The sequence below is a fragment of the Rahnella sp. BIGb0236 genome, assembly GCF_004364755.1.
GTDB lineage: Bacteria > Pseudomonadota > Gammaproteobacteria > Enterobacterales > Enterobacteriaceae > Rahnella > Rahnella victoriana.
The window spans coordinates 17250-37150 of the sequence record NZ_SOAO01000001.1 but is presented as its reverse complement, the minus strand read 5'-3'; the positions used below and the strand labels follow the sequence as shown (position 1 = coordinate 37150).

Genomic DNA, 19901 nt, shown 5'->3' with positions numbered 1-19901 from the left:
GGAAGTGGAAAGTTATCCGTCTGACCCGAGATTGCGATTTCGCAGTTCAGGCTCAGAAGAACGCACGCCTTCAGGCAAACACCCTGAATCCTTTAATGCCTGCAGGGCGACGTCGGAAAACAGTTGCCGGAACCAGACGGCGCTTCCCTTTACCTCATCCACTTTGCGGTAAAGCAGTGAAATCGGTTCGACCGGGAAATCGGGAGGTGTGTCGCAGACACTCAGGCCATACAACCGCGCCATGCAATGCGCCACTGTTTCAGGCACGGTCGCGATGGCCGGTATGGCCTGCAATACCGGGCCGACGGCGGAGTAGCGCGATACGCTGGCGACAATCTCCCGGCTGACACCGGCGAGTTGCAAAAAGGCATCCACCTCGCGGACGTCATTCCCCACCGATGACACAATAACGTGCTGCCGGTTTCCATACTCTTCCATGCTTAACGGCTGTGTCAGAAGAAGACGCTGCGGGTCGTACAGGCATTTCAGATGCTGATCAAAAAGCGGCTGGCGGATATGCCACGACGCCGGTTCACCGTGTACGGCCACGCTGAAATCGTAAGCCCCTTCCTCCAGCAACGATACCGAATCACGTTTGGTCGCGGCCACCGCCACGACCCGCGCATGCGGTGCCAGTTCACGGACACGCGCGGTCAATCCACCGAAAAATGCCATTTCCAGGTTATCGCACAACCCGACCCGAAATTCCCCTTCCCACGTTGCCGGATCGAAAGCATCCGGCGGCTGCACCGTGCGTTCGATCGTTGCTAACGCGCTGGCGATGTCCGGCGCTATCGCCAGCGCACGCGGCGTCGGCTGTAACTTGCGTCCCACACGGATAAAAAGTTCGTCGCCCAGGGCTTCCCGCAGACGGCGAAGTGCGCCGGAGAGTCCCGGCTGTCCGATGTACATCCGCTCTGCTGCGCGGCTGACATTCAGCTCTTCCATCAAAATGGTAAACGCATAAAGCAGATTCAGATCGAGGTTTCTCAGTGTCGGTGTTTTCATCATTTTCAGAGATAGTTGGTATGCCTGCTATCAATTTCCCAGATGTTATTCATTCCGTCAATATCACGCCATCCTCCGACGGCTCATACCCGGCGTTACCTTTGTCCCGCTGCCTGCCGGTGGGAAGGAGTTTTTATGTGTAAATTTCATGCAGTCCCGCTCAGTTCGCCGGACAACCCTGACCTCAGCCAGGGACAGGTGCTGATGATGGCGGCCGCGACAGGGATCGCGGTAGGCAGCCAGTATTACAATCAGCCGCTGCTGGGCATGATTGCCAATGATTTCGGTACGGCATCCGGTCTGATCGCCACCACAACCCAGACAGGCTACGCCCTCGGACTCATTCTGCTGGTGCCGCTGGGCGACAAGATGGAGCGACGGACGCTGATACTGCTTCAGTGCCTCGGGCTGACGCTGGCCATGGTGGCCGCCAGTCTTTCTCCCGGCATATATAGCCTTGCCTTTTCTTCGATGCTGACAGGGGTGTTCGCCACTATTGCGCAGCAGATGATCCCGCATGCCGCCGGACTCACCTCGTCTTTGCGCCGTGAATCGGTGCTGGCGACCTTAACCAGCGGGCTGCTGGCGGGCGTACTGCTTGCCCGAACCGTCAGTGGTTTCATGGGCGCATGGTATGGCTGGCGTTCGGTTTTCCTGCTGGGTGCGCTGCTGTCTGTGCTGATGATGGGCTGCCTTGCCATAAGGCTGCCGCGCAGCCAGCCGGATCGCCAGCCCGCCTACCCGCAATTACTCCGCTCACTGTTTACCCTCGCACGTCACGAACCCGTTCTCAGGAACGCCGCGCTGACGCAAAGTCTGCTGTTTTTCGGCTTCAGCGCGTTCTGGACAATTCTGGCGCTGTTGCTTCAGACGCCCCGCTTTGGCCTCGACAGCGGCAGTGCCGGTCTGTTCGGCGTGGTGGCGCTTGCCGGTGCCGTGCTGGCGCCCTTTGGTCTGCGAGTCACGGGTAAACGAGGGCCACAGCACGCCGCACTTTCCGGCGTGCTGCTGGTCGCGGCCAGTTTCCTGCTGATGATCCCGATGCAGACCCTGACCGGGCTGGGCATCGGCGTAGTGATGATGACCACCGGCCTGCAAATTTCGCTGATCAGTCATCAGAGTCTGATACTCCGCGCGGCGGGAAGCGCACGAGGCCGCTTTAACACCGTTTTCATGGCGGCACAGTTTGCTTTCGGCGCGGCCGGTTCTGCCGCCGCCAGTCTGGCCTGGGAACACGGTGGCTGGACCGCCGTGATGGTAATGGCCGCCGCTTCCGCCCTTCTGGCGCTGTGCGTCCGGCTGACACGCCTTTTTTAACACGACAAGGAGCTTTTTATGATTGAACAACATCAGATCGGGGACTTCACCCTCATTACATTGCAGGACGGAATTTTTCTCTGCGACACGGATTTTATCCCCGCATCCAAATCCGCTGAGGGCGAAGCACTGTATAAAAGCGTGGGTTTGCCTGCGACCGGGCCATCGCCGGAACCCATTAACGCCTTTGCCCTGAAAAAAGAGGATCAGTTGTGGCTGATTGATGCCGGTTGCGGTCGTGAACTCGGTCCGCGATTCGGCAGGGCACCGGCCGCACTGCAAAACGCCGGGTTCACGCTGGATCAGGTCGGAGGGATTATCCTGTCCCATTTGCATGAAGATCATATTGGCGGGCTGATCACGCAAGACGGCATGCCGCTTTATCCGCAGGCCACCCTGTATGTTTCAGAGGAAGAGCTGACATTCTGGACCCGCGCGACGTCGCAGGAAGATTATCCGCATCTGGTCACATCGGGGCTTTTCGCCCTGATTGCTTCGGTGTTACGGGCATATGAAGGCGCGGTGAAAACAGTGGCGGCCAACGCAGAGGTGCTCCCCGGTGTCCGGCTGGTGCCGCTGCACGGGCACACCCCCGGCCACAGTGGGATTGAGATCACCGGCGGTGGCCAGCGTTTGCTTATCTGGGGAGACGTGGTGCATTCGACCCTGTTGCAGTTGCGCTATCCGCACTGGAGCATCGGATTTGATATGGATCCGCCGCAGGCGCTGGCGACCCGCGTGAAATTGCTGGCACAGCTTGCCACTGAAGAGACGCTGATCGCCGGTCCGCACGTCTCGGGAATGGGCAAGATCCGCGACTGCTGTGACGGGGGATATACCTTACATCAGCACGGGCGGGGATGATTTTTAGTGCCGGTGACGGGCTTTTCGCCTGATAAAAGCCCCCCTCAGACTTTTCAGACTCAGTTCCTGCGCAGGGGCTGAGTCTCTCCACGTGATCTGACTCACAGATTTCCCGGCATTCATGCCGTCGTTTGCCGCTTAATCCGTGTTATTACCGTTTATCTCCCTCTGTGACCGCTAATCAGGTTTCCCGCCTTTGCACCGCTGATTTTGGCACCCTATAGCCGCAATAAAACAGATCCCACTTCTCTGCCAGCCATTCCTCAATTAAACCAAACAGAGAAGGGTTTTTCGTCAGTCTTTTAAAATAACCGGGTTATTTATGAATAAAAAAGCTTTCTTCAGGCACTTACCGTGGATGATTGTTGCGATCCTCGGTGCCTGCTGTCTGGGCGTCGTCGCCCTGCGGCGGGGTGAACACATCAGTGCGTTATGGATCGTCGTGGCCTCCGTGTCGGTTTATCTGGTGGCCTATCGTTATTACAGCCTGTATATCGCGCAAAAGGTCATGAAACTTGACCCGTCGCGCTCCACGCCTGCCGTGGTGAACAACGACGGTCTGAACTATGTGCCGACCAACCGCAATGTGCTGTTCGGTCACCACTTTGCCGCCATCGCCGGTGCCGGTCCGTTAGTCGGTCCGGTGCTTGCCGCGCAAATGGGCTATCTGCCGGGTGTGCTGTGGTTGCTGGCCGGTGTGGTGCTGGCCGGTGCGGTGCAGGACTTTATGGTGCTGTTTATCTCTTCACGCCGTAACGGCGCGTCTCTGGGCGAGATGATCAAAGAAGAGATGGGGCCGGTGCCGGGCACCATTGCCCTGTTCGGCTGCTTCCTGATCATGATTATTATTCTGGCGGTGCTGGCTTTAATCGTGGTGAAAGCGCTGGCAGAAAGCCCGTGGGGCGTGTTTACCGTCTGTTCGACGGTGCCGATCGCCCTGTTTATGGGCATCTACATGCGCTTTATCCGGCCGGGTCGCGTGGGTGAGATCTCGGTGATTGGCGTGGTTCTGCTGGTCGCTTCAATCTATTTCGGCGGCGTTATCGCCAGCGATCCTTACTGGGGTCCGGCGCTGACCTTCAAAGACACCACCATCACTTTTACCCTGATTGGTTATGCCTTTGTCTCTGCCCTGTTGCCGGTGTGGCTGATTCTGGCACCGCGTGACTATCTGGCCACGTTCCTGAAAATCGGCGTGATCGTCGGGCTGGCGATCGGCATCGTGATCCTCAATCCTGAACTGAAAATGCCTGCCCTGACCCAGTACATCGACGGCACAGGTCCGTTGTGGAAAGGCGCACTGTTCCCGTTCCTGTTTATCACCATCGCCTGCGGTGCGGTGTCCGGTTTCCACGCGCTGATCGCCTCCGGCACCACGCCTAAACTGCTGGCCTGCGAAACCGATGCACGGTTTATCGGTTACGGCGCGATGCTGATGGAATCCTTTGTGGCGGTAATGGCGCTGGTCGCGGCCTCGATCATCGAGCCGGGTTTATACTTCGCCATGAATACGCCGCCAGCCGGTCTGGGCATTACCATGCCAAACCTGCACGAACTGGGCGGCGATAATGCACCGATGATTCTGGCGCAGCTGAAAGACGTCACGGCGCACGCGGCGGCAACCGTCAGTTCATGGGGATTTGTGATCTCGCCTGAGCAGATTATGCAAACCGCGAAAGACATCGGCGAACCCTCAGTGCTGAACCGTGCCGGTGGCGCACCAACGCTTGCCGTAGGTATTGCGCATGTGTTCCACAAAATCATGCCGCTGGCGGATATGGGCTTCTGGTATCACTTCGGCATTCTGTTTGAAGCGCTGTTTATCCTGACCGCGCTGGATGCGGGTACGCGTTCCGGCCGCTTTATGTTGCAGGATTTACTGGGTAACTTTGTGCCGTTCCTGAAAAAAACCGACTCGCTGATCGCCGGGATTATCGGCACCGCAGGCTGCGTCGGGCTGTGGGGTTATCTGCTGTATCAGGGCGTGGTCGATCCGCTGGGTGGCGTGAAAAGCCTGTGGCCGCTGTTCGGCATCTCAAACCAGATGCTGGCTGCCGTCGCGCTGATCCTCGCCACCGTGGTGCTGGTGAAAATGAAACGCACGAAGTACATCTGGGTCACCATGGTGCCCGCCATCTGGCTGCTGATCTGCACCACCTGGGCGCTGGGTCTGAAACTGTTCAGCACCAATGCGCAGATGGAAGGCTTCTTCTACATGGCCGGTCAGTATAAAGAACGCATTGCTGCTGGCGGCGAGAGCCTGACACCGGAGCAGATCAGCAATATGCATCACATTGTGATCAACAACTACACCAACGCCGGGCTGAGTATTCTGTTCCTGATTGTGGTGTACAGCATCATTTTTTACGGTATCCGCGCCTGCCTTCAGGCACGTAAAACCGATAAACGGACCGATAAGGAAACCCCTTATATTCCGGTTCCGGCGGAAGGGATAAAAACCGTCTCCGGACACTAACCCTTTGCCTGAGAAACCCCGTTCTGCGGGGTTTTTCAGCATCAATACCAGGGAGTACGTATGTTTGACAACTTAGGTGCGGCGAAGAAATACCTCGGTCAGGCCGCACGTATGCTGGTAGGCATACCGGATTACGACACCTACGTTCTGCATATGCAGACCAACCACCCGGACACGCCACCGATGACTTACGAGGAATTTTTCCGTGAGCGCCAGCAGGCGCGTTACGGCGGGGACGGTAAAGGCGGAATGCGCTGTTGTTAAGAGGAGCACAACGATGGATCCGATTGCAGTCACAGTATTAACCGGTTTTCTGGGTGCCGGAAAAACCACGCTCCTGCGCCAGATTTTGCATACACAGCAGGAGATAAAAATTGCGGTGATCGAGAATGAGTTTGGCGAAATGCCCCTCGATAACCAGCTGATTGGCGACCGGGCAACCCGCATAACCACGCTGTCTAACGGCTGCATCTGCTGTACCCGTTCGGGCGAGCTGGAAGCGGCGTTGCTGGATCTGCTCGACAGCGTGGATAAAGGCGACGTGCAGTTTGACCGGCTGATGATTGAATGCACCGGCATGGCCGATCCCGGCCCGATCCTGCAGGCCTTTTTCGCCCATGACGTCATCTGCGAGCGGTATGTGTTAGATGGCGTGATCACGCTGGTGGACGCGGTACATGTTATGTCGCAGCTGGATCAGTTTCCGCTGGCGCAGTCGCAGATTGGTTATGCCGACCGCATCCTGCTGACCAAAACGGATGTGGCCGGTGACAATCCTGAACTGACCGCGCGGTTGCAACGCATCAACGCCCGCGCGCCGGTATATAACATGGTTCAGGGTGATATCGATCCGGCGTTGTTGTTCGATACCCGTGGATTTATGCTCGAAGAAAACGTGCTCGCGGTAAAACCGTTATTCCACCGCCTCGCGCCGCAGCAAAACGCCGTTTCTTCGATTGTGGTCGAACTGGATTATCCGGTCGGCCTGACGGCGGTTTCCGCCGTGATGGAAGAGTTGCTGGCCAGTTTTGCCGATAACCTGCTGCGCTATAAAGGGATGTTATGGATAGAAGACCAGCCGTGCCGCCTGCTGTTTCAGGGCGTGCAGCGGCTGTACAGTGCGGACTGGGATCGCCCGTGGCAGCCGGACGAAACGCCCCGCAGCGCACTGGTTTTCATCGGCGTGCAGTTACCTGAAACGCAAATCCGCGAAGCCTTTGACCGGCTGCGACCGGCCTGAGTCCTGTGTCCAAAAGAAAAGCGGCGGGGTTTACAGCCCCACCGTCTCCTTTAAGGATTTCAGATAGCGACGGCTGACCGGCACCACCTGACCATCGCGCAATAACAGTTCCGCCTGATTCTTATCCTCCAGACGGATTTCCTGCAAATAATCCATGTTTACCAGATACTGCCGGTGACAACGTAACAATGGCGTGCGCACTTCCAGCGTGCGTAAGGTCAGTTCGGTGAAAGTTTCTTTGCCATCCTGCCGCGTCACATACACCCCGCCCACCCGGCTGCTGACAAACGCCACATCCTCCATCTGCAACAGCCAGATACGGTTGCTGCTGATGCACGGAATAAACTTCAGCGGCTGCTGGTATTGCGGCAACTGCGTGACATCCTGGCCCTGATAACCCTGACGCAGACGACCCAGCGTTTTTTGCAGCCGCGCCGTCTGGATCGGCTTGAGCAGATAGTCAAACGCGCACTGCTCGAACGCCTGCACGGCATATTCTTCAAATGCGGTGAGAAACACGATGTGCGGCCGGTGCTGCTGATCGAGCATACCGACCATTTCCAGCCCGCTGATGCGCGGCATCTGGATATCCAGAAACACAATGTCCGGGCGGATTTTGTGGATCATACCGATGGCTTCAATGGCGTTGGTACACTCGCCGACAATCTCGATGTCGCTTTCATCCTGTAGCTGTAAACGTAAATTCTCCAGCGCCAGCGGCTCATCATCAACAATCAGAACTCTTAACATGTCCCTCCCTCAACCGGCAGACGTAACGTCACGCGGGTAAAATCATCAGGTTTACAGCTGACGGTAATGCCGAAATCGTCGCCAAAGCGCGCCCGCAGACGCTTATCGACCAGACTCATGCCTAATCCGTCGCCGCTTTCTTCCGGCTGATACAGCCCGGCATTATCTTCCACTTCGACGATCACCCGCGGCCCTTCACGGTAAGCACGAATAATAATATTGCCGTTACTCAGCAACTGCGAAGTGCCGTGTTTAATGGCATTTTCCACCAGCGGTTGCAGGGTAAAAGCGGGAAGTTTGTGAAAAGAGAATTCATCCGGCACCTGTAAATCCACGTTGAGCCGGGACGAAAACCGGGCCAGTTCGATTTGCAGATAGGCATTCACATGCTCCAGCTCATCGGCCAGGGTGACGATTTCAGAGGAACGTTTGAGATTTTTGCGAAAGAAGGTCGACAGATACTGAACCAGTTGTCCGGCCTTATCGCTGTCGTGGCGGATCACCGCCATCAGGGTATTGAGGGCATTAAATAAGAAGTGCGGATTGACCTGCGCGTGCAGCAGTTTGATCTCCGACTGCGCCAGCAGGGCTTTTTGCTGTTCAAATTTCCCGGCGAGGATCTGCGCCGACAGCAACTGAGCAATCCCCTCGCCCAGCGTGCGGTTGATGGAACTGAACAGCCGGTTACGCACTTCATACAACTTGATGGTGCCAATCACCCGCTGATTTTCGCCACGCAGCGGGATCACCAGCGTGGAACCCAGTTTGCAATTGGGATGCAACGAGCAGCGGTACGGCATCTCGTTGCCGTCGGCATACACCACTTCATCGTTCTCGATGGCGCGCCAGGTATACTCAGAGGCGATGGGTTTGCCCACCAGATGGTGATCGTCGCCGATGCCGGTAAAGGCCAGCAATTTCTCGCGATCGGTGATCGCCACCGCGCCGATATCCAGCTCTTTCAGCAGCACCTGCGCTACCTTCATGCTGTTTTCTTCGTTAAAGCCGCGCCGCAAAATCCCTTCCGTCGAGGCCGCCACTTTCAGCGCCGTGGCTGAAAACGCCGAAGTATATTTTTCGAACATCGCCCGCTTATCCAGCAGAATGCGCATAAACATCGCGGCACCGAGCGTATTGGTGACCATCATCGGTGCGGCAATGTTACTGACCAGATGGAGCGCATCGTTAAACGGCCGGGCGATCAGCAGTATGATCACCATTTGCAGGATCTCAGCGACGAACGTCACCCCGGCCGCCACCAGCGGATTAAACACCTTATCGATGCGGCCGCGTTTGATCAAAATGCTGTGTACCAGACCGCCTAATAATCCCTCGGCGATGGTGGAAATCATGCAACTCAGCGCCGTCATGCCGCCCATCGAATACCGGTGGATACCGCCGGTCAGACCGACCAGACCGCCGACCACCGGCCCGCCAAGCAATCCGCCCATCACCGCGCCGATGGCACGGGTATTGGCGATAGAATCCTCGATATGCAGGCCGAAATAGGTGCCCATGATGCAAAAAATAGAAAAGGTGATATAGCACAATAATTTATGCGGCAGGCGAACCGTGACCTGAACCAGCGGAATAAATAACCGCGTTTTACTCATCAGCCAGGCAATCACCAAAAACACGCACATCTGCTGTAACAACAGCAATACCAGATTAAATTCGTACATTCCCGTGTATCCAAAGTGTCCAAAATCCAACAAGCGGGCAATATAACGTGCTGAGATAATTTTTACCTTGACCCCGCCCGAAGAATCCGCGCCCGCCCTGGCCGTTTCTTACAAAACATTTTCTTTCCTTCGCCGTCAGCAAGATAGCGGCAACAACGCATTAGGACTTTTCTCTTCCCCTTACTCATGATTATACTGTATGTATGAACAGTATCTTGTGGGTATCGAAAATGAACTCCTTACAGCGGTCGCACCACCATGTTTGCCCTCGTTGATGTGAACTCCTTTTACGCGAGTTGCGAAACCATATTCCGCCCGGATCTGCGCGGGCGGCCGGTGATTGTCTTGTCGAATAACGACGGCTGCGTCATTGCCCGCAATGCCCTCGCCAAACAGGCACAAATCGAGATGGGGGCACCTTTTTTCAAAGTGCGTGACACCATCCGGCGTCATAACGTGGCGGTGTTTTCATCCAACTACGCGCTGTACGCCGACATGTCCAGCCGGGTAATGACTTCGCTGGAACTGCTGGCACCCGCAGTGGATATCTATTCCATCGACGAGGCGTTTCTGGATATCACGAATATTGATAACTGCATGTCGCTGGCGGCGTTCGGTAAGCAAGTGCAGGATAAGATCTGGAAGGAGAATCACCTGATGGTGGGTGTCGGCATTGCGCCCACCAAAACGCTGGCCAAACTGGCAAACTTTGCGGCGAAAAAGTGGAAAGGGACGCATGGCGTGGTCGATTTATCGCGCACGGACCATCAGCGGATCCTGATGGGAAAAGTGGATGTCAGTGAAGTCTGGGGCGTCGGGCGGCGCATCAGCAAAAAACTCAACATGCTGGGGATCACCACCGCGCTGCAACTGGCTGACTGCCCTTCTGCCCTGATCCGCAAGCATTTCAGCGTGGTGCTGGAACGCACCGTGCGCGAACTGCGCGGCGAGTCGTGTCTGGCCTTTGAGGAGTCGGTGCCGACCAAACAGCAGATCATCTGCTCACGCTCTTTCGGCGAACGCATCACGGACTATCAGGACATGCGCGAAGCCATCTGCAACTACGCGGTGCGCGCCGCCGAGAAACTGCGCGCTGAGCATCAGTATTGCCGCTATGTGTCGGCGTTTGTGAAAACCAGTCCGCACGACGCCAACGTCCCCTATTACAGCCCTCATGCCGGGATCAAACTCATGACGCCGACGCAGGACAGCCGCGATATTCTCAGCGCCGCCGTGCGCTGCCTCGACCAGATCTGGCAACCCGGCTATCGCTATCAGAAAGGCGGCGTGATGCTGGGCGACTTTTTCAGTCAGGGCGTCGCCCAGCTCAATTTATTCGATGAATATCAGCCACGAAAAAACAGCGAACAACTGATGGCAACGCTGGATGAGATCCACAAAAAAGGCACCGGCAAAGTCTGGTTTGCCGGTCAGGGGATCCAGCGCGGCTGGGCGATGAAACGCGACATGCTGTCACCGGCGTATACGACGCGATTTGAGGAAGTACCCGTTGCTCATTAGCCTGATTTATTCGGATATAAGCGCCAGCTGGATAACAGATTGTCACAAGATAGGGTCTAAATGAGATGACCGATTAACCAACCAGGTTCTCACGCTGATTATTCTGCAAGTTTTGGGAATGATTGTTTTTGGATGAACCACCTAAGTGAAGCATAATCAATTAGCCTGTCATGTGCCTGGAAGGGCCATTACACGGATAAAAATACGCTAACTTAATGCCTTCAGTCTTGTATAATTGACTTTGTTTGTTAGGCTATTCAATAATCGTTTCTGCATGTAAATGTTTTTACCTTGTTATCTCATGGCTGGATAAAAAATGGTGGGAAAATGGAAATTGCTTCTCTGGCGAGTGCCGTTAAATTATTTAACCCTGTATTACCTTATTTGAAAAAAGTATTCATATTCGACACTTTTTTCTCAATGCCAGATGGAAAGAAAGCTGAAGCTATAAATTACATCACAACGTGTACTGATGAAGACGATGCGCTTGAGAAGTATAAACAGGAACTAAAAACATTAGAGTATAAAATATCTCAGCATATACCGCTAAACAACTACATTTTAAGGTATTATTTATTAAGTCGTAAAAAAAACGAAAAGTTTTGCAAATCTTTATTCGTAAGTAAAAGTTTTTATGAATATAAGGATTCTGAAGTAACTATAAAAAACAATATCATGTGGTTACCCACCCTCATGTTTTTAATAGGTATTTTGGTGGGGTATGGCACAATAACCTTCTGGCAAAACATAGAATCCTCCCCCTTACGCTGGGTGTATTTACTATGTGGATTGCCCGTAAGCATTCAATATATTATTTATTCCTCACACATGTTATTTGGCTACATCCAACTTAGAAAACACGTAAACGACTTTAACCTTTTTATATCCATTACGCGTATAAAAAGGGCATTACTAAATAACGTATTTCTTTGAAAGATGCTTTTTGAAAAAAGACTGTGTTTTTACGCCTTCATTTTGACAGTGGGTTTTCAACCATGAGCGTACACAGTCTTTTCGCAGGCAGCCCCCACAAGCTGCCCCCGCCCTTACTTCTTCTTATCAAACATCGATTTCAAATCAGCAAAAGGATTGTACGTCGCCGCCTCAACATCGTTTTGCGCGTCCTCGCCTGCCACCACGCGGGTGCCGTACTGGTCAGCTTCGGTGTATTTCGAGTGTTCGTGGTCGTGGCAATACAGACACAACAGTTCCCAGTTACTGCCGTCTTCCGGGTTGTTGGTGTGGTCGTGATCGATATGGTGAACCGTTAACTCCCGCAGGTTTGAATACACAAATTCCCGCGTGCAGCGTCCGCAGACCCACGGATAGATTTTAAGGGCCTTCTCGCGGTAGCCGCTTTCCAGCCGCGCATAGTTTTTTGGGATCAGAGCCATTGCCGATGTTACCTGTGATAGAGAGATCGTTTAACGAAAGTGCGCCTAATATATCTCATAAGGGAACAGAAGGAGAAATGGCAAAGCAGGAAGTGAATGCAGGAAACTCCCTGTGGCGGGGATGCCACAGGGAGAGACAGATTACGGTGTGACGATATTGAACCAGAACTCAAACTTATCCATGTATCCCAGCATCTCGTCCAGTTTGGCACCGTTGCCGGTCACCTTCACATCCCCTTTATCTTCAGCCTGTTTCAGAGTCTCTTCCTTCAGGATGATTTTATTCAGGGTGTCGCGGTTCAGCACAATGGTGGCATCGGCGTCTTTCGCTTCGGCATTCGCCGTATGGTTCAGCACGCCATTTTCCAGCTCCAGCTTGTACTTGCCGCCGTCACTGCCCAGATCGACGTTAAATACCGCCTTCGCATTCGCCGCTTTCTCGCCGTTGATATGCACGCCGAGGTAGTCGAAGAACATCTCCGGCGACATCGCTTTAACCGTATCCGGGCTGGCCGTGTTCGGCGTTGGCAGTTTTTGCACGCCGTTACGCAGTTCCTGCGCGCCGGTCAGATAGAAGTTACGCCACGGACCAGACTCCGCCTGATAGCCTAACTGCTCCAGCGCATCCGCCTCGAGGTGACGTGCCGCCTCGTTATTCGGATCGGCAAAGACCACTTTGCTGACCACCTGCGCCACCCAGCGGTAATTCCCCTGATCAAAGTCCTCTTTGGCTTTTTTCAGGATATTGTCCGCTCCGCCCATGTAATCGACGAATTTCTTCGCGGCTTCTTCCGGTGGCAGTTCATCCAGTGTGGCCGGGTTGCCGTCAAACCAGCCGAGATACAGCACATAGGTGGCTTTGACGTCGTGACTGACAGAGCCGTAATAGCCGCGGCTGGCCCAGGTTTTGGCTAAGCCATCCGGCAGTTTGAAGTTCGCCGCAATTTCATCACGGGTCAGGCCGGTATTGGCCAGACGCAGGGTCTGGTCGTTGATGTAGCGGTACATATCGCGCTGGCTTTTCATCAGCTTAACGACGTTATCGTTACCCCAGGTTGGCCAGTGGTGCTGCGCCATAATAATTTCCGCTTTATCGCCCCAGCGGTTGATCGCATCGTTTATGTATTTTGACCACGCCAGCGGATCACGAATTTTTGCCCCGCGCAGCGAGTAGGTGTTATGCAGCGTATGAGTAATATCCTCTGCCGCTTCGATCATTTTTTTCTCTTCGACATACCACAGCATCTCGGAAGGCGCTTCCGAACCCGGCGCCATCATGAAATCGTAGGTCAGCCCGTCGATGGTCTCTTTCTGGCCGGTTTTGGTGATGTAGTTGGTCGGCGCGATCAGCGTGACGGTCCCGGCCGAGGTGGTTGTCCCCAGCCCGGCACCGACCTGTCCTTTCGCATCGGGTTGCAGCAGGTTGCCGTACATATAACTGGCGCGGCGGCTCATGACGTTACCGGCCATGATGTTTTCGGACACCGCTTCATCCATAAATCCGGCCGGGGCATAAATTTTCACCTTGCCGGATTTCACATCCGCTTCGTCAACCACGCCGCGCACGCCACCGTAGTGGTCAACGTGGCTGTGGGTATAAATCACCGCGACCACCGGCTTTTTGCCGCGATTTTTATAGTATAAATCCATGCCCACTTTTGCCGTTTCTGCCGACACTAAGGGGTCAACCACCGTAATCCCTTCTTTCCCTTCAATAATGGTCATATTGGAAAGATCGAGGTTGCGGATCTGATACACGCCGTCGGTCACTTCAAACAGACCGCTGATATTGATTAACTGAGATTGTCGCCAGAGGCTGGGATTCACGCTGTCCGGCGCTTTATCGCCTTCCTTGATAAAGGCATATTTCTGCGGATCCCAGACCACATTGCCCTGTTCCCCTTTGATCACATCAGCCGGGATTGCCGCAATGAAGCCTTTATGGGCATTGGTAAAATCGGTGTTGTCAGAGAACGGAAGCTGATTATAAAGCGCGTCATTGGCTTGTTTGGTGGCTGCCGTGGCGTCCTTCGGGGCAACCTGTGCATAGAGCGGTGTGAGCGTTGTGGATGAAAGCAGCCCTGCCAGAGCAAGACTTTTGACTATCAATTTAAGTTTCATTCCTTATCCTCAAAAAGTAATCATTCCCTGTTGGGAATCGGGTCATTAATCCGCCGCTCTGCCTCACACGGGGTACAGCGCCGCCGGATTAATTTTTATGACTCTTAAAAAAGATAATAGAGATGTTACATATCGCAACTTATCCACATAAAAATTTTAAGATTTATCTTTTTGCGATATTTATTACAGCCTGTGCGGCGGAAAGGATAACCCCTGCCATTCATAACGGAAATCGGGCTAAAATGGATGCATCTATGAACGGCTTTCATAAGTGCTGTTTACGCTGTTACCGTCAATTTAAGGAAATCCCCCGTGCTGAAAGAGAACTTCAATGAGCTGCAAATTTTCCTCGTCGTGGCGAGAGAGCGAAGTTTTACCCGGGCGGCGGGAAAGCTGGGTGTTTCTCAGTCGGCGCTCAGCCACGCGGTAAAGGCTCTGGAAGAACGTTTAAACCTGCGCCTGCTGACCCGCACCACCCGAAGCGTGGCACCGACCGAAGCCGGTGAGAAAATTATCGCCTGCCTGGAACCCCGTCTGGCGGATCTGGAGCAGGAACTGCAAGCGGTGATCCAGCTGAACGGGTCGGCCTCCGGCAATATCAAACTGTCTGCGGGCGAACACTCGGCGCGCTGCCTGCTGTGGCCCAAACTGAAACCGTTTTTAAAGCAATACCCGGAAATCAGCATTGAGCTGGTGGTGGATAATGGATTTGTGAATATCGTGGATGGCCGTTTTGATGCCGGTGTGCGGCTTGGCGAAAGTATCGATAAAGACATGGTGGCGGTCAGGATCGGGCCGGATATGCGCATGGCGATTGTCGGCGCGCCAGCGTATTTTGCGCAACAGGGTCTCCCGCAGACGCCGCATGAACTGCAACATCACCGCTGCATCAATATGCGTTTGCCGACCGCCGGGGGCGTCTATCACTGGGAGTTTGAAAAGGACAACAAACCGCTGAAGGTCAGGGTGGAAGGGCAACTGACCTTTAACCTGCTGTCCGAACGAATCGATGCGGCGCTGTCCGGTTTTGGTATTGCCTGTGTGCCGGAAGACACGATTGTGGATCAGGTGAAATCCGGCGAACTGGTGCAGGTCTTGCAGGAATGGTGCCCTGAATTTCCCGGCTATTATCTGTATTACCCGAGCCGGAAACAGCATCCGCCCGCCTTCGCGCTGATGATTGATACCCTGCGTTATTCCGGCTAAGCGCCGGAGAAGCGCAGAAGACAAAACGGCGACACATTTTACTGTGTCGCCGTTTTCGTTTACGCCAGCCGGGCGAGAATGCGGCGAAGAGCAGACGGCGTCAGCGAATATCCGCGCCGTTGGTGCTGATCACCTTCTGATACCAGTGGAAAGATTTCTTTTTGTAGCGGTTGCCGGTGCCGGAAATGTTGTCATCGAGATCGACATAAATCAGGCCGTAGCGTTTGCTCATCTCACCGGTGGACATACTCACCAGATCGATACAGCCCCACGGGGTGTAACCCATCAGCTCGACGCCGTCTTCAATGGCTTCGGCCATCGCCTCAATATGCTGACGCAGATAGTTGATGCGGTAATCGTCGGCGATAAAGTGGTTTTCATCCGGTTTATCCACCGCGCCCAGACCGTTTTCCACGATGAACAGCGGCTTCTGATAACGGTCGTACAGCTGGTTGAGGGCGATACGCAGCCCCACCGGGTCGATTTCCCAGCCCCATTCGCTGGCCTCAAGGAACGGATTTCGTGCGCCGCCCAGCAGATTACCCTGCGCGGAGACGGCATCCGGATTGGTTTTATTGATGGTCGATGACATGTAATAACTGAAACCGATGTAATCCACCGTATGCTGTTTAATCAGATCCAGATCGCCCGGCTGAATATCCAGTTCGACGCCCTGCGACTGCCAAAGACGTTTCGCGTAGTACGGATATTTGCCGCCCGCCTGCACGTCGGCGCAGTAGAAGTTAAACGTCTGGGTCTCTTTCAGGGTTTCGAGCTGATTCACCGGATTGCAATCGTAGGCATAATTTGTCGCAAACAGGATCATGCAGCCGATCTGAATCTCTGCACGCGTTTCGTGGGCGATTTTCACCGCCAGACTGCTGGCGACAAACTGGTTATGCCACGCCTGATATTTGGCCTGCGCCTCCAGCGCGCCGGTTTTCACCGTCAGCCCCTGACTCATGATCGGGAAATGCGCCGCGCTGTTGATCTCGTTAAAGGTCATCCAGTATTTCACTTTATGACCAAAGCGGGTCAGGACCGTGCGGGCAAAGCGTTCGAAGTGGCCGATCAGTTCGCGGTTTTTCCAGCCGCCAAACGCCGTCGCCAGATGCAGCGGCATTTCATAGTGGGAAATCGTGATCACCGGCTCAATGCCATGGGCGATACAGGCGTCGATCACCGCGTCATAATGTTTCAGCCCCGCTTCGTTCGGCTGCTGTTCAATACCGTTCGGGTAGATGCGCGTCCAGGCGATAGAAAAACGGTAACACCTGAACCCCATCTCGGCAAACAGGGCGATATCTTCCTGAAAACGGTGATAGTGATCGATGCCCTTGTGGTTCGGATAGGTGTACTTTTCGCTATCCAGCGTGAAATCGAATTCCGGTGAGGAAACAATACTTAAGCGCGCCTTGCCGCCGGGAATGGCATCCACAATCGACAAGCCTTTGCCATCCTGATCGTAAGCGCCTTCAACCTGATTCGCCGCCGTCGCCCCGCCCCACATAAAACCTTGCGGAAATTTCGCTTTCATCACCACTCTCCTTGAAAAAATCCATTAACTTATTGATTCAATGAACTGATAATACAACTCATATAATTGACGGCTATATTTATTTCTTAACTTTACGTCTGAATACAATACGTTGATGACATCCGTGCATCCGATGAGGAGCGTTGCGTTATGCCACAAATATCGTTGATCTACCCTCTCCATGAACATTCTGAGGCCTGTCTGTGTCACAGCCCCGCGTTCAGACGTATCAATACCGTGCTGACAGAGGAAGCGGCAAAAGCCCCGCCAATCACCGCCGCGACGGTTTCCGCTGCCCTGTCCGACGCCAGTTCGCCACACGACGAAAACCCGGCCCCGTCTGCGCCGCTGAAAGCCTTTATCAACGTGCGTATTTTTGACGGGGTGTCCGATGCCCTGCGCGAAGGGCTACAGGTCATTGTCGAAGGCAATAAAATCAACGCCGTTGAGCCAGCGGGGACACCGCTGCCCGCCGGAATTGACGTCATTGACGGGGCGGGCGGCGTGCTGATGCCGGGGCTGATTGACGCCCACTGGCACGCCATCATGGCCCGCCCGTCGATGATGACCGCCATGACCGCTGACTTCAGTTATATCCAGGCGCTGGCGATTGCAGAGGCAAAGGCGACGGTGCTGCGCGGCTTTACCACCGTGCGGGATATGGGCGGGCCGGTTTTTGGTCTGAAACGGGCGATTGACGAACGCATCACCGCCGGACCGCGCATCTATCCTTCCGGCGCCTTTATCTCGCAAACCGGCGGGCACGGCGATTTTCGCCTGCTGCATGAAGTGCCGCGTGCGCCGGGAGACAACCTGAGTTATATCGAACGGGTGGGCATTACGGCGATTGCCGACGGTGCCGATCAGGTGCTGCTGCGCGCACGGGAACAGCTGATGCGCGGCGCATCGCAGGTGAAATTTATGGCGGGCGGCGGCGTGGCGTCCCTGTATGACGGCATTGATGTCACCGAAGGATCGGTGGCGGAGATTCAGGCCGCCGTCACCGCGGCTGAAAACTGGGGAACGTACGTCACGGTGCATGCGTATACCGCGCGGGCGGTGACCATGGCGATAAAAGGCGGCGTGAAGTGCATTGAACACGGTCAGCTGGTGGATGAGGAAACCGTGCAGCAGATGGCGAAACAGCACATCTGGTGGTGTCTGCAACCTTTCCTGAACGATGAAGATGCCGTGCCGATGGCCACTCCGGCGTCACGCGCCAAGCAGCGGGTGATGTCGGCAGGCACTGACACGGCCTATCAACTGGCAAAAAAATATCAGATCGACACCGCCTGGGGCACGGACACCTTGTTTGACGCCCTGCTCGCCACCCGTCAGGGCGCGCAGTTAGCCAAGCTGAAACGCTGGTATACGCCGCCGGAAATTCTGAAAATGGCCACCAGTGTGAATGCCCAATTATGCGCCCTGTCCGGCCCGCGCAATCCTTATCCGGGGAAAATTGGCGTCATAGAAGCCGGTGCGTATGCCGATATGATTGTGGTGGCAGGCGATCCGCTGACGGATATCGATCTGATTGCGCAGCCGGAAGAGGCGTTTCGCGTGATCGTCAAAGACGGGGAGATCCTTAAAAATACGCTGTAAAAACATCGCCGTGATGCCCTGCGGTACGGGGCATCACGGCGGAGGATCACACCCAGATACGGTAATTATGCACGTTACCGGCGGCTTCCCGCAGGGCGTTTTGCACCTCTTCCGTCAGTTCCCGTTGCGGGAAATAACGGTACGGCGGGCGCAGAACAGACGTGTGGTTGAAACCGCAGCCGTTAAAATCCCCCCGGGTACAGTTGAACACTGACTCCGCGTCATGCAGATATTCGCCGCCAAAGCCTTTATATAATTTGCAGTGATCGGTCAGCCCTTTCACATTAAACACATTCAGCTCCGACAGCGTGCGGGAGTCTTTACCGATACCAAAGCTGTACTGGTATTTGTAAATCGGATCCGCAACGTCATTGTCGAACAGGTTGTTATAAAGATGAATGTCGCCAAACCGCACGCGCGGCGTACGCTGCACGATGCGGTGAAAGACATTGTCATGGAAGGTGACGCGCAATTTGCCGCTGTCTTCCGCGTCATTGCCGTCGCTGTGGCCAATCAGGATTGTTTTATCATGCAGCGTAAAGAAGCAACGCGAGACGGTGATGTAATCCGACGCCCGCTTGATGTCCAGGGCGCCATCATGCTGCACGTATTTCCAGCCATCGACAATTTTGTACATGTCCATGGTGAAACGCCCGTCACTGAAAGCCACATTACTGACCCAGACATGATGAGCGCGGATAATGCTCAGCCCGTCCCATTCGGCGTTCCAGCCGTCACCCTCTTCAAACTGCGGGTCGACATCCACCGGATTTTCGATAAACAGGTTGTGGATAATGACATTGTGGACATCCTGAACGATCAGCGCGCTTTCGATAAACTTCGCATTCTGATCGATACCTATCAGCGTGGTATTGCTGCTGATGAATATCCGTCCCCGCCGCGACTGATCCTGCCGGTTGAGATAAGGCGAACCGCCGCTGGCGTCAATCACACCGCCAACCCAGATGCATTTATGATGGTCGCCGGACTCGTTGAGCGCCTCCCGCAGTTCTTCGATATGGGTCACGTAATAACTGAGGATGGGCCTTTCGCCCCCGCCGGTCGTGCCGCCCGTTTCAGAGGCCCAGCCGGAAGGGGTGTCAGACCAGGGTTCATGCGGTGGAATATGATGTATTGATTTCATCGGGACAACTCCTTTTTATGGAAATAAAAATGAGGGTGA

The 19901-nt window shown here is 54.5% G+C and carries 16 protein-coding genes; 9 read left to right on the top strand and 7 right to left on the bottom strand.

From position 1 onward, the window contains the following. Positions 1–12: 12 nt before the first annotated feature. Positions 13–1008 carry a LysR substrate-binding domain-containing protein gene (locus EDF78_RS00160; RefSeq protein WP_243839397.1) on the bottom strand — a complete coding sequence of 332 codons (996 nt, stop codon included), beginning with the start codon at positions 1006–1008 and terminating at the stop codon, positions 13–15. Between the two features lie 135 nt (positions 1009–1143). Here EDF78_RS00160 and EDF78_RS00155 point away from each other — a divergent pair, with 135 nt between their 5' ends. The 5 genes from EDF78_RS00155 (at position 1144) to yjiA (ending at position 6905) form a co-directional block, all read left to right on the top strand. Next, positions 1144–2325: an MFS transporter gene (locus EDF78_RS00155; RefSeq protein ID WP_133822197.1), complete on the top strand. Its 1182-nt coding sequence runs from the start codon at positions 1144–1146 to the stop codon at positions 2323–2325. Positions 2326–2343: 18 nt separating this feature from the next. Next, complete coding sequence (locus EDF78_RS00150; RefSeq protein WP_133822196.1) at positions 2344–3189, top strand: MBL fold metallo-hydrolase; 846 nt, start codon at positions 2344–2346, stop codon at positions 3187–3189. 322 nt (positions 3190–3511) lie between these two features. Further along, positions 3512–5665 (top strand): carbon starvation CstA family protein, encoded by a 2154-nt coding sequence (locus EDF78_RS00145; protein WP_133822195.1) that lies wholly within the window; start codon positions 3512–3514, stop codon positions 5663–5665. Between the two features lie 60 nt (positions 5666–5725). Further along, a complete protein-coding gene (locus EDF78_RS00140) occupies positions 5726–5929 on the top strand; it encodes a YbdD/YjiX family protein (protein WP_013578144.1) in 204 nt (67 codons plus the stop codon). A gap of 13 nt (positions 5930–5942) precedes the next feature. Next, positions 5943–6905 carry a GTPase gene (yjiA, locus tag EDF78_RS00135; RefSeq protein WP_133822194.1) on the top strand — a complete coding sequence of 321 codons (963 nt, stop codon included), beginning with the start codon at positions 5943–5945 and terminating at the stop codon, positions 6903–6905. 30 nt (positions 6906–6935) lie between these two features. Here the strand turns inward: yjiA and btsR are convergent, their stop codons facing one another. Together btsR and EDF78_RS00125 are read right to left on the bottom strand one after the other, a co-directional pair. Then, on the bottom strand, positions 6936–7655 hold the full coding sequence (btsR, locus tag EDF78_RS00130; RefSeq protein ID WP_095925635.1) for a two-component system response regulator BtsR: 720 nt from the start codon (positions 7653–7655) through the stop codon (positions 6936–6938). Next, positions 7649–9337 (bottom strand): sensor histidine kinase, encoded by a 1689-nt coding sequence (locus tag EDF78_RS00125; protein WP_133822193.1) that lies wholly within the window; start codon positions 9335–9337, stop codon positions 7649–7651. Before EDF78_RS00125 ends, btsR begins: the two co-directional genes overlap by 7 nt. Before the next feature lie 258 nt (positions 9338–9595). On the opposite strand from EDF78_RS00125, the gene umuC reads away from it, so the two are divergent. Further along, on the top strand, positions 9596–10858 hold the full coding sequence (gene umuC / locus EDF78_RS00120; protein WP_133822192.1) for a translesion error-prone DNA polymerase V subunit UmuC: 1263 nt from the start codon (positions 9596–9598) through the stop codon (positions 10856–10858). A gap of 327 nt (positions 10859–11185) precedes the next feature. Further along, complete coding sequence (locus tag EDF78_RS00115; protein ID WP_133822191.1) at positions 11186–11791, top strand: hypothetical protein; 606 nt, start codon at positions 11186–11188, stop codon at positions 11789–11791. Between the two features lie 113 nt (positions 11792–11904). On the opposite strand, the gene yajD is transcribed toward EDF78_RS00115, so the two are convergent. Beyond that, positions 11905–12252: an HNH nuclease YajD gene (yajD, locus tag EDF78_RS00110; protein ID WP_095925628.1), complete on the bottom strand. Its 348-nt coding sequence runs from the start codon at positions 12250–12252 to the stop codon at positions 11905–11907. Positions 12253–12393: 141 nt separating this feature from the next. Beyond that, on the bottom strand, positions 12394–14373 hold the full coding sequence (locus EDF78_RS00105; protein WP_131693023.1) for an alkyl sulfatase dimerization domain-containing protein: 1980 nt from the start codon (positions 14371–14373) through the stop codon (positions 12394–12396). A gap of 312 nt (positions 14374–14685) precedes the next feature. Between EDF78_RS00105 and EDF78_RS00100 the strand changes: the two genes are divergently transcribed. Then, positions 14686–15579, top strand: a complete 894-nt coding sequence (locus EDF78_RS00100) for a LysR family transcriptional regulator (RefSeq protein WP_133822190.1) — start codon at positions 14686–14688, stop codon at positions 15577–15579. 100 nt (positions 15580–15679) lie between these two features. Here the strand turns inward: EDF78_RS00100 and EDF78_RS00095 are convergent, their stop codons facing one another. Further along, complete coding sequence (locus tag EDF78_RS00095) at positions 15680–17116, bottom strand: 6-phospho-beta-glucosidase (RefSeq protein WP_133822189.1); 1437 nt, start codon at positions 17114–17116, stop codon at positions 15680–15682. Between the two features lie 150 nt (positions 17117–17266). Here EDF78_RS00095 and EDF78_RS00090 point away from each other — a divergent pair, with 150 nt between their 5' ends. Further along, positions 17267–18718, top strand: a complete 1452-nt coding sequence (locus tag EDF78_RS00090; RefSeq protein WP_133822188.1) for an amidohydrolase family protein — start codon at positions 17267–17269, stop codon at positions 18716–18718. A 46-nt stretch (positions 18719–18764) separates the two neighbouring features. Here the strand turns inward: EDF78_RS00090 and EDF78_RS00085 are convergent, their stop codons facing one another. After that, on the bottom strand, positions 18765–19862 hold the full coding sequence (locus tag EDF78_RS00085) for a pectate lyase (RefSeq protein WP_095925624.1): 1098 nt from the start codon (positions 19860–19862) through the stop codon (positions 18765–18767). Positions 19863–19901: the final 39 nt, after the last annotated feature.

Coding starts and splice junctions, on each gene's coding strand:
- EDF78_RS00160 (WP_243839397.1), bottom strand. CDS start 1,008: ATGAAAACACCGACACTGAGAAACCTCGATCTGAATCTGCTTTATGCG.
- EDF78_RS00155 (WP_133822197.1), top strand. CDS start 1,144: ATGTGTAAATTTCATGCAGTCCCGCTCAGTTCGCCGGACAACCCTGAC.
- EDF78_RS00150 (WP_133822196.1), top strand. CDS start 2,344: ATGATTGAACAACATCAGATCGGGGACTTCACCCTCATTACATTGCAG.
- EDF78_RS00145 (WP_133822195.1), top strand. CDS start 3,512: ATGAATAAAAAAGCTTTCTTCAGGCACTTACCGTGGATGATTGTTGCG.
- EDF78_RS00140 (WP_013578144.1), top strand. CDS start 5,726: ATGTTTGACAACTTAGGTGCGGCGAAGAAATACCTCGGTCAGGCCGCA.
- yjiA (WP_133822194.1), top strand. CDS start 5,943: ATGGATCCGATTGCAGTCACAGTATTAACCGGTTTTCTGGGTGCCGGA.
- btsR (WP_095925635.1), bottom strand. CDS start 7,655: ATGTTAAGAGTTCTGATTGTTGATGATGAGCCGCTGGCGCTGGAGAAT.
- EDF78_RS00125 (WP_133822193.1), bottom strand. CDS start 9,337: ATGTACGAATTTAATCTGGTATTGCTGTTGTTACAGCAGATGTGCGTG.
- umuC (WP_133822192.1), top strand. CDS start 9,596: ATGTTTGCCCTCGTTGATGTGAACTCCTTTTACGCGAGTTGCGAAACC.
- EDF78_RS00115 (WP_133822191.1), top strand. CDS start 11,186: ATGGAAATTGCTTCTCTGGCGAGTGCCGTTAAATTATTTAACCCTGTA.
- yajD (WP_095925628.1), bottom strand. CDS start 12,252: ATGGCTCTGATCCCAAAAAACTATGCGCGGCTGGAAAGCGGCTACCGC.
- EDF78_RS00105 (WP_131693023.1), bottom strand. CDS start 14,373: ATGAAACTTAAATTGATAGTCAAAAGTCTTGCTCTGGCAGGGCTGCTT.
- EDF78_RS00095 (WP_133822189.1), bottom strand. CDS start 17,116: ATGAAAGCGAAATTTCCGCAAGGTTTTATGTGGGGCGGGGCGACGGCG.
- EDF78_RS00090 (WP_133822188.1), top strand. CDS start 17,267: ATGCCACAAATATCGTTGATCTACCCTCTCCATGAACATTCTGAGGCC.
- EDF78_RS00085 (WP_095925624.1), bottom strand. CDS start 19,862: ATGAAATCAATACATCATATTCCACCGCATGAACCCTGGTCTGACACC.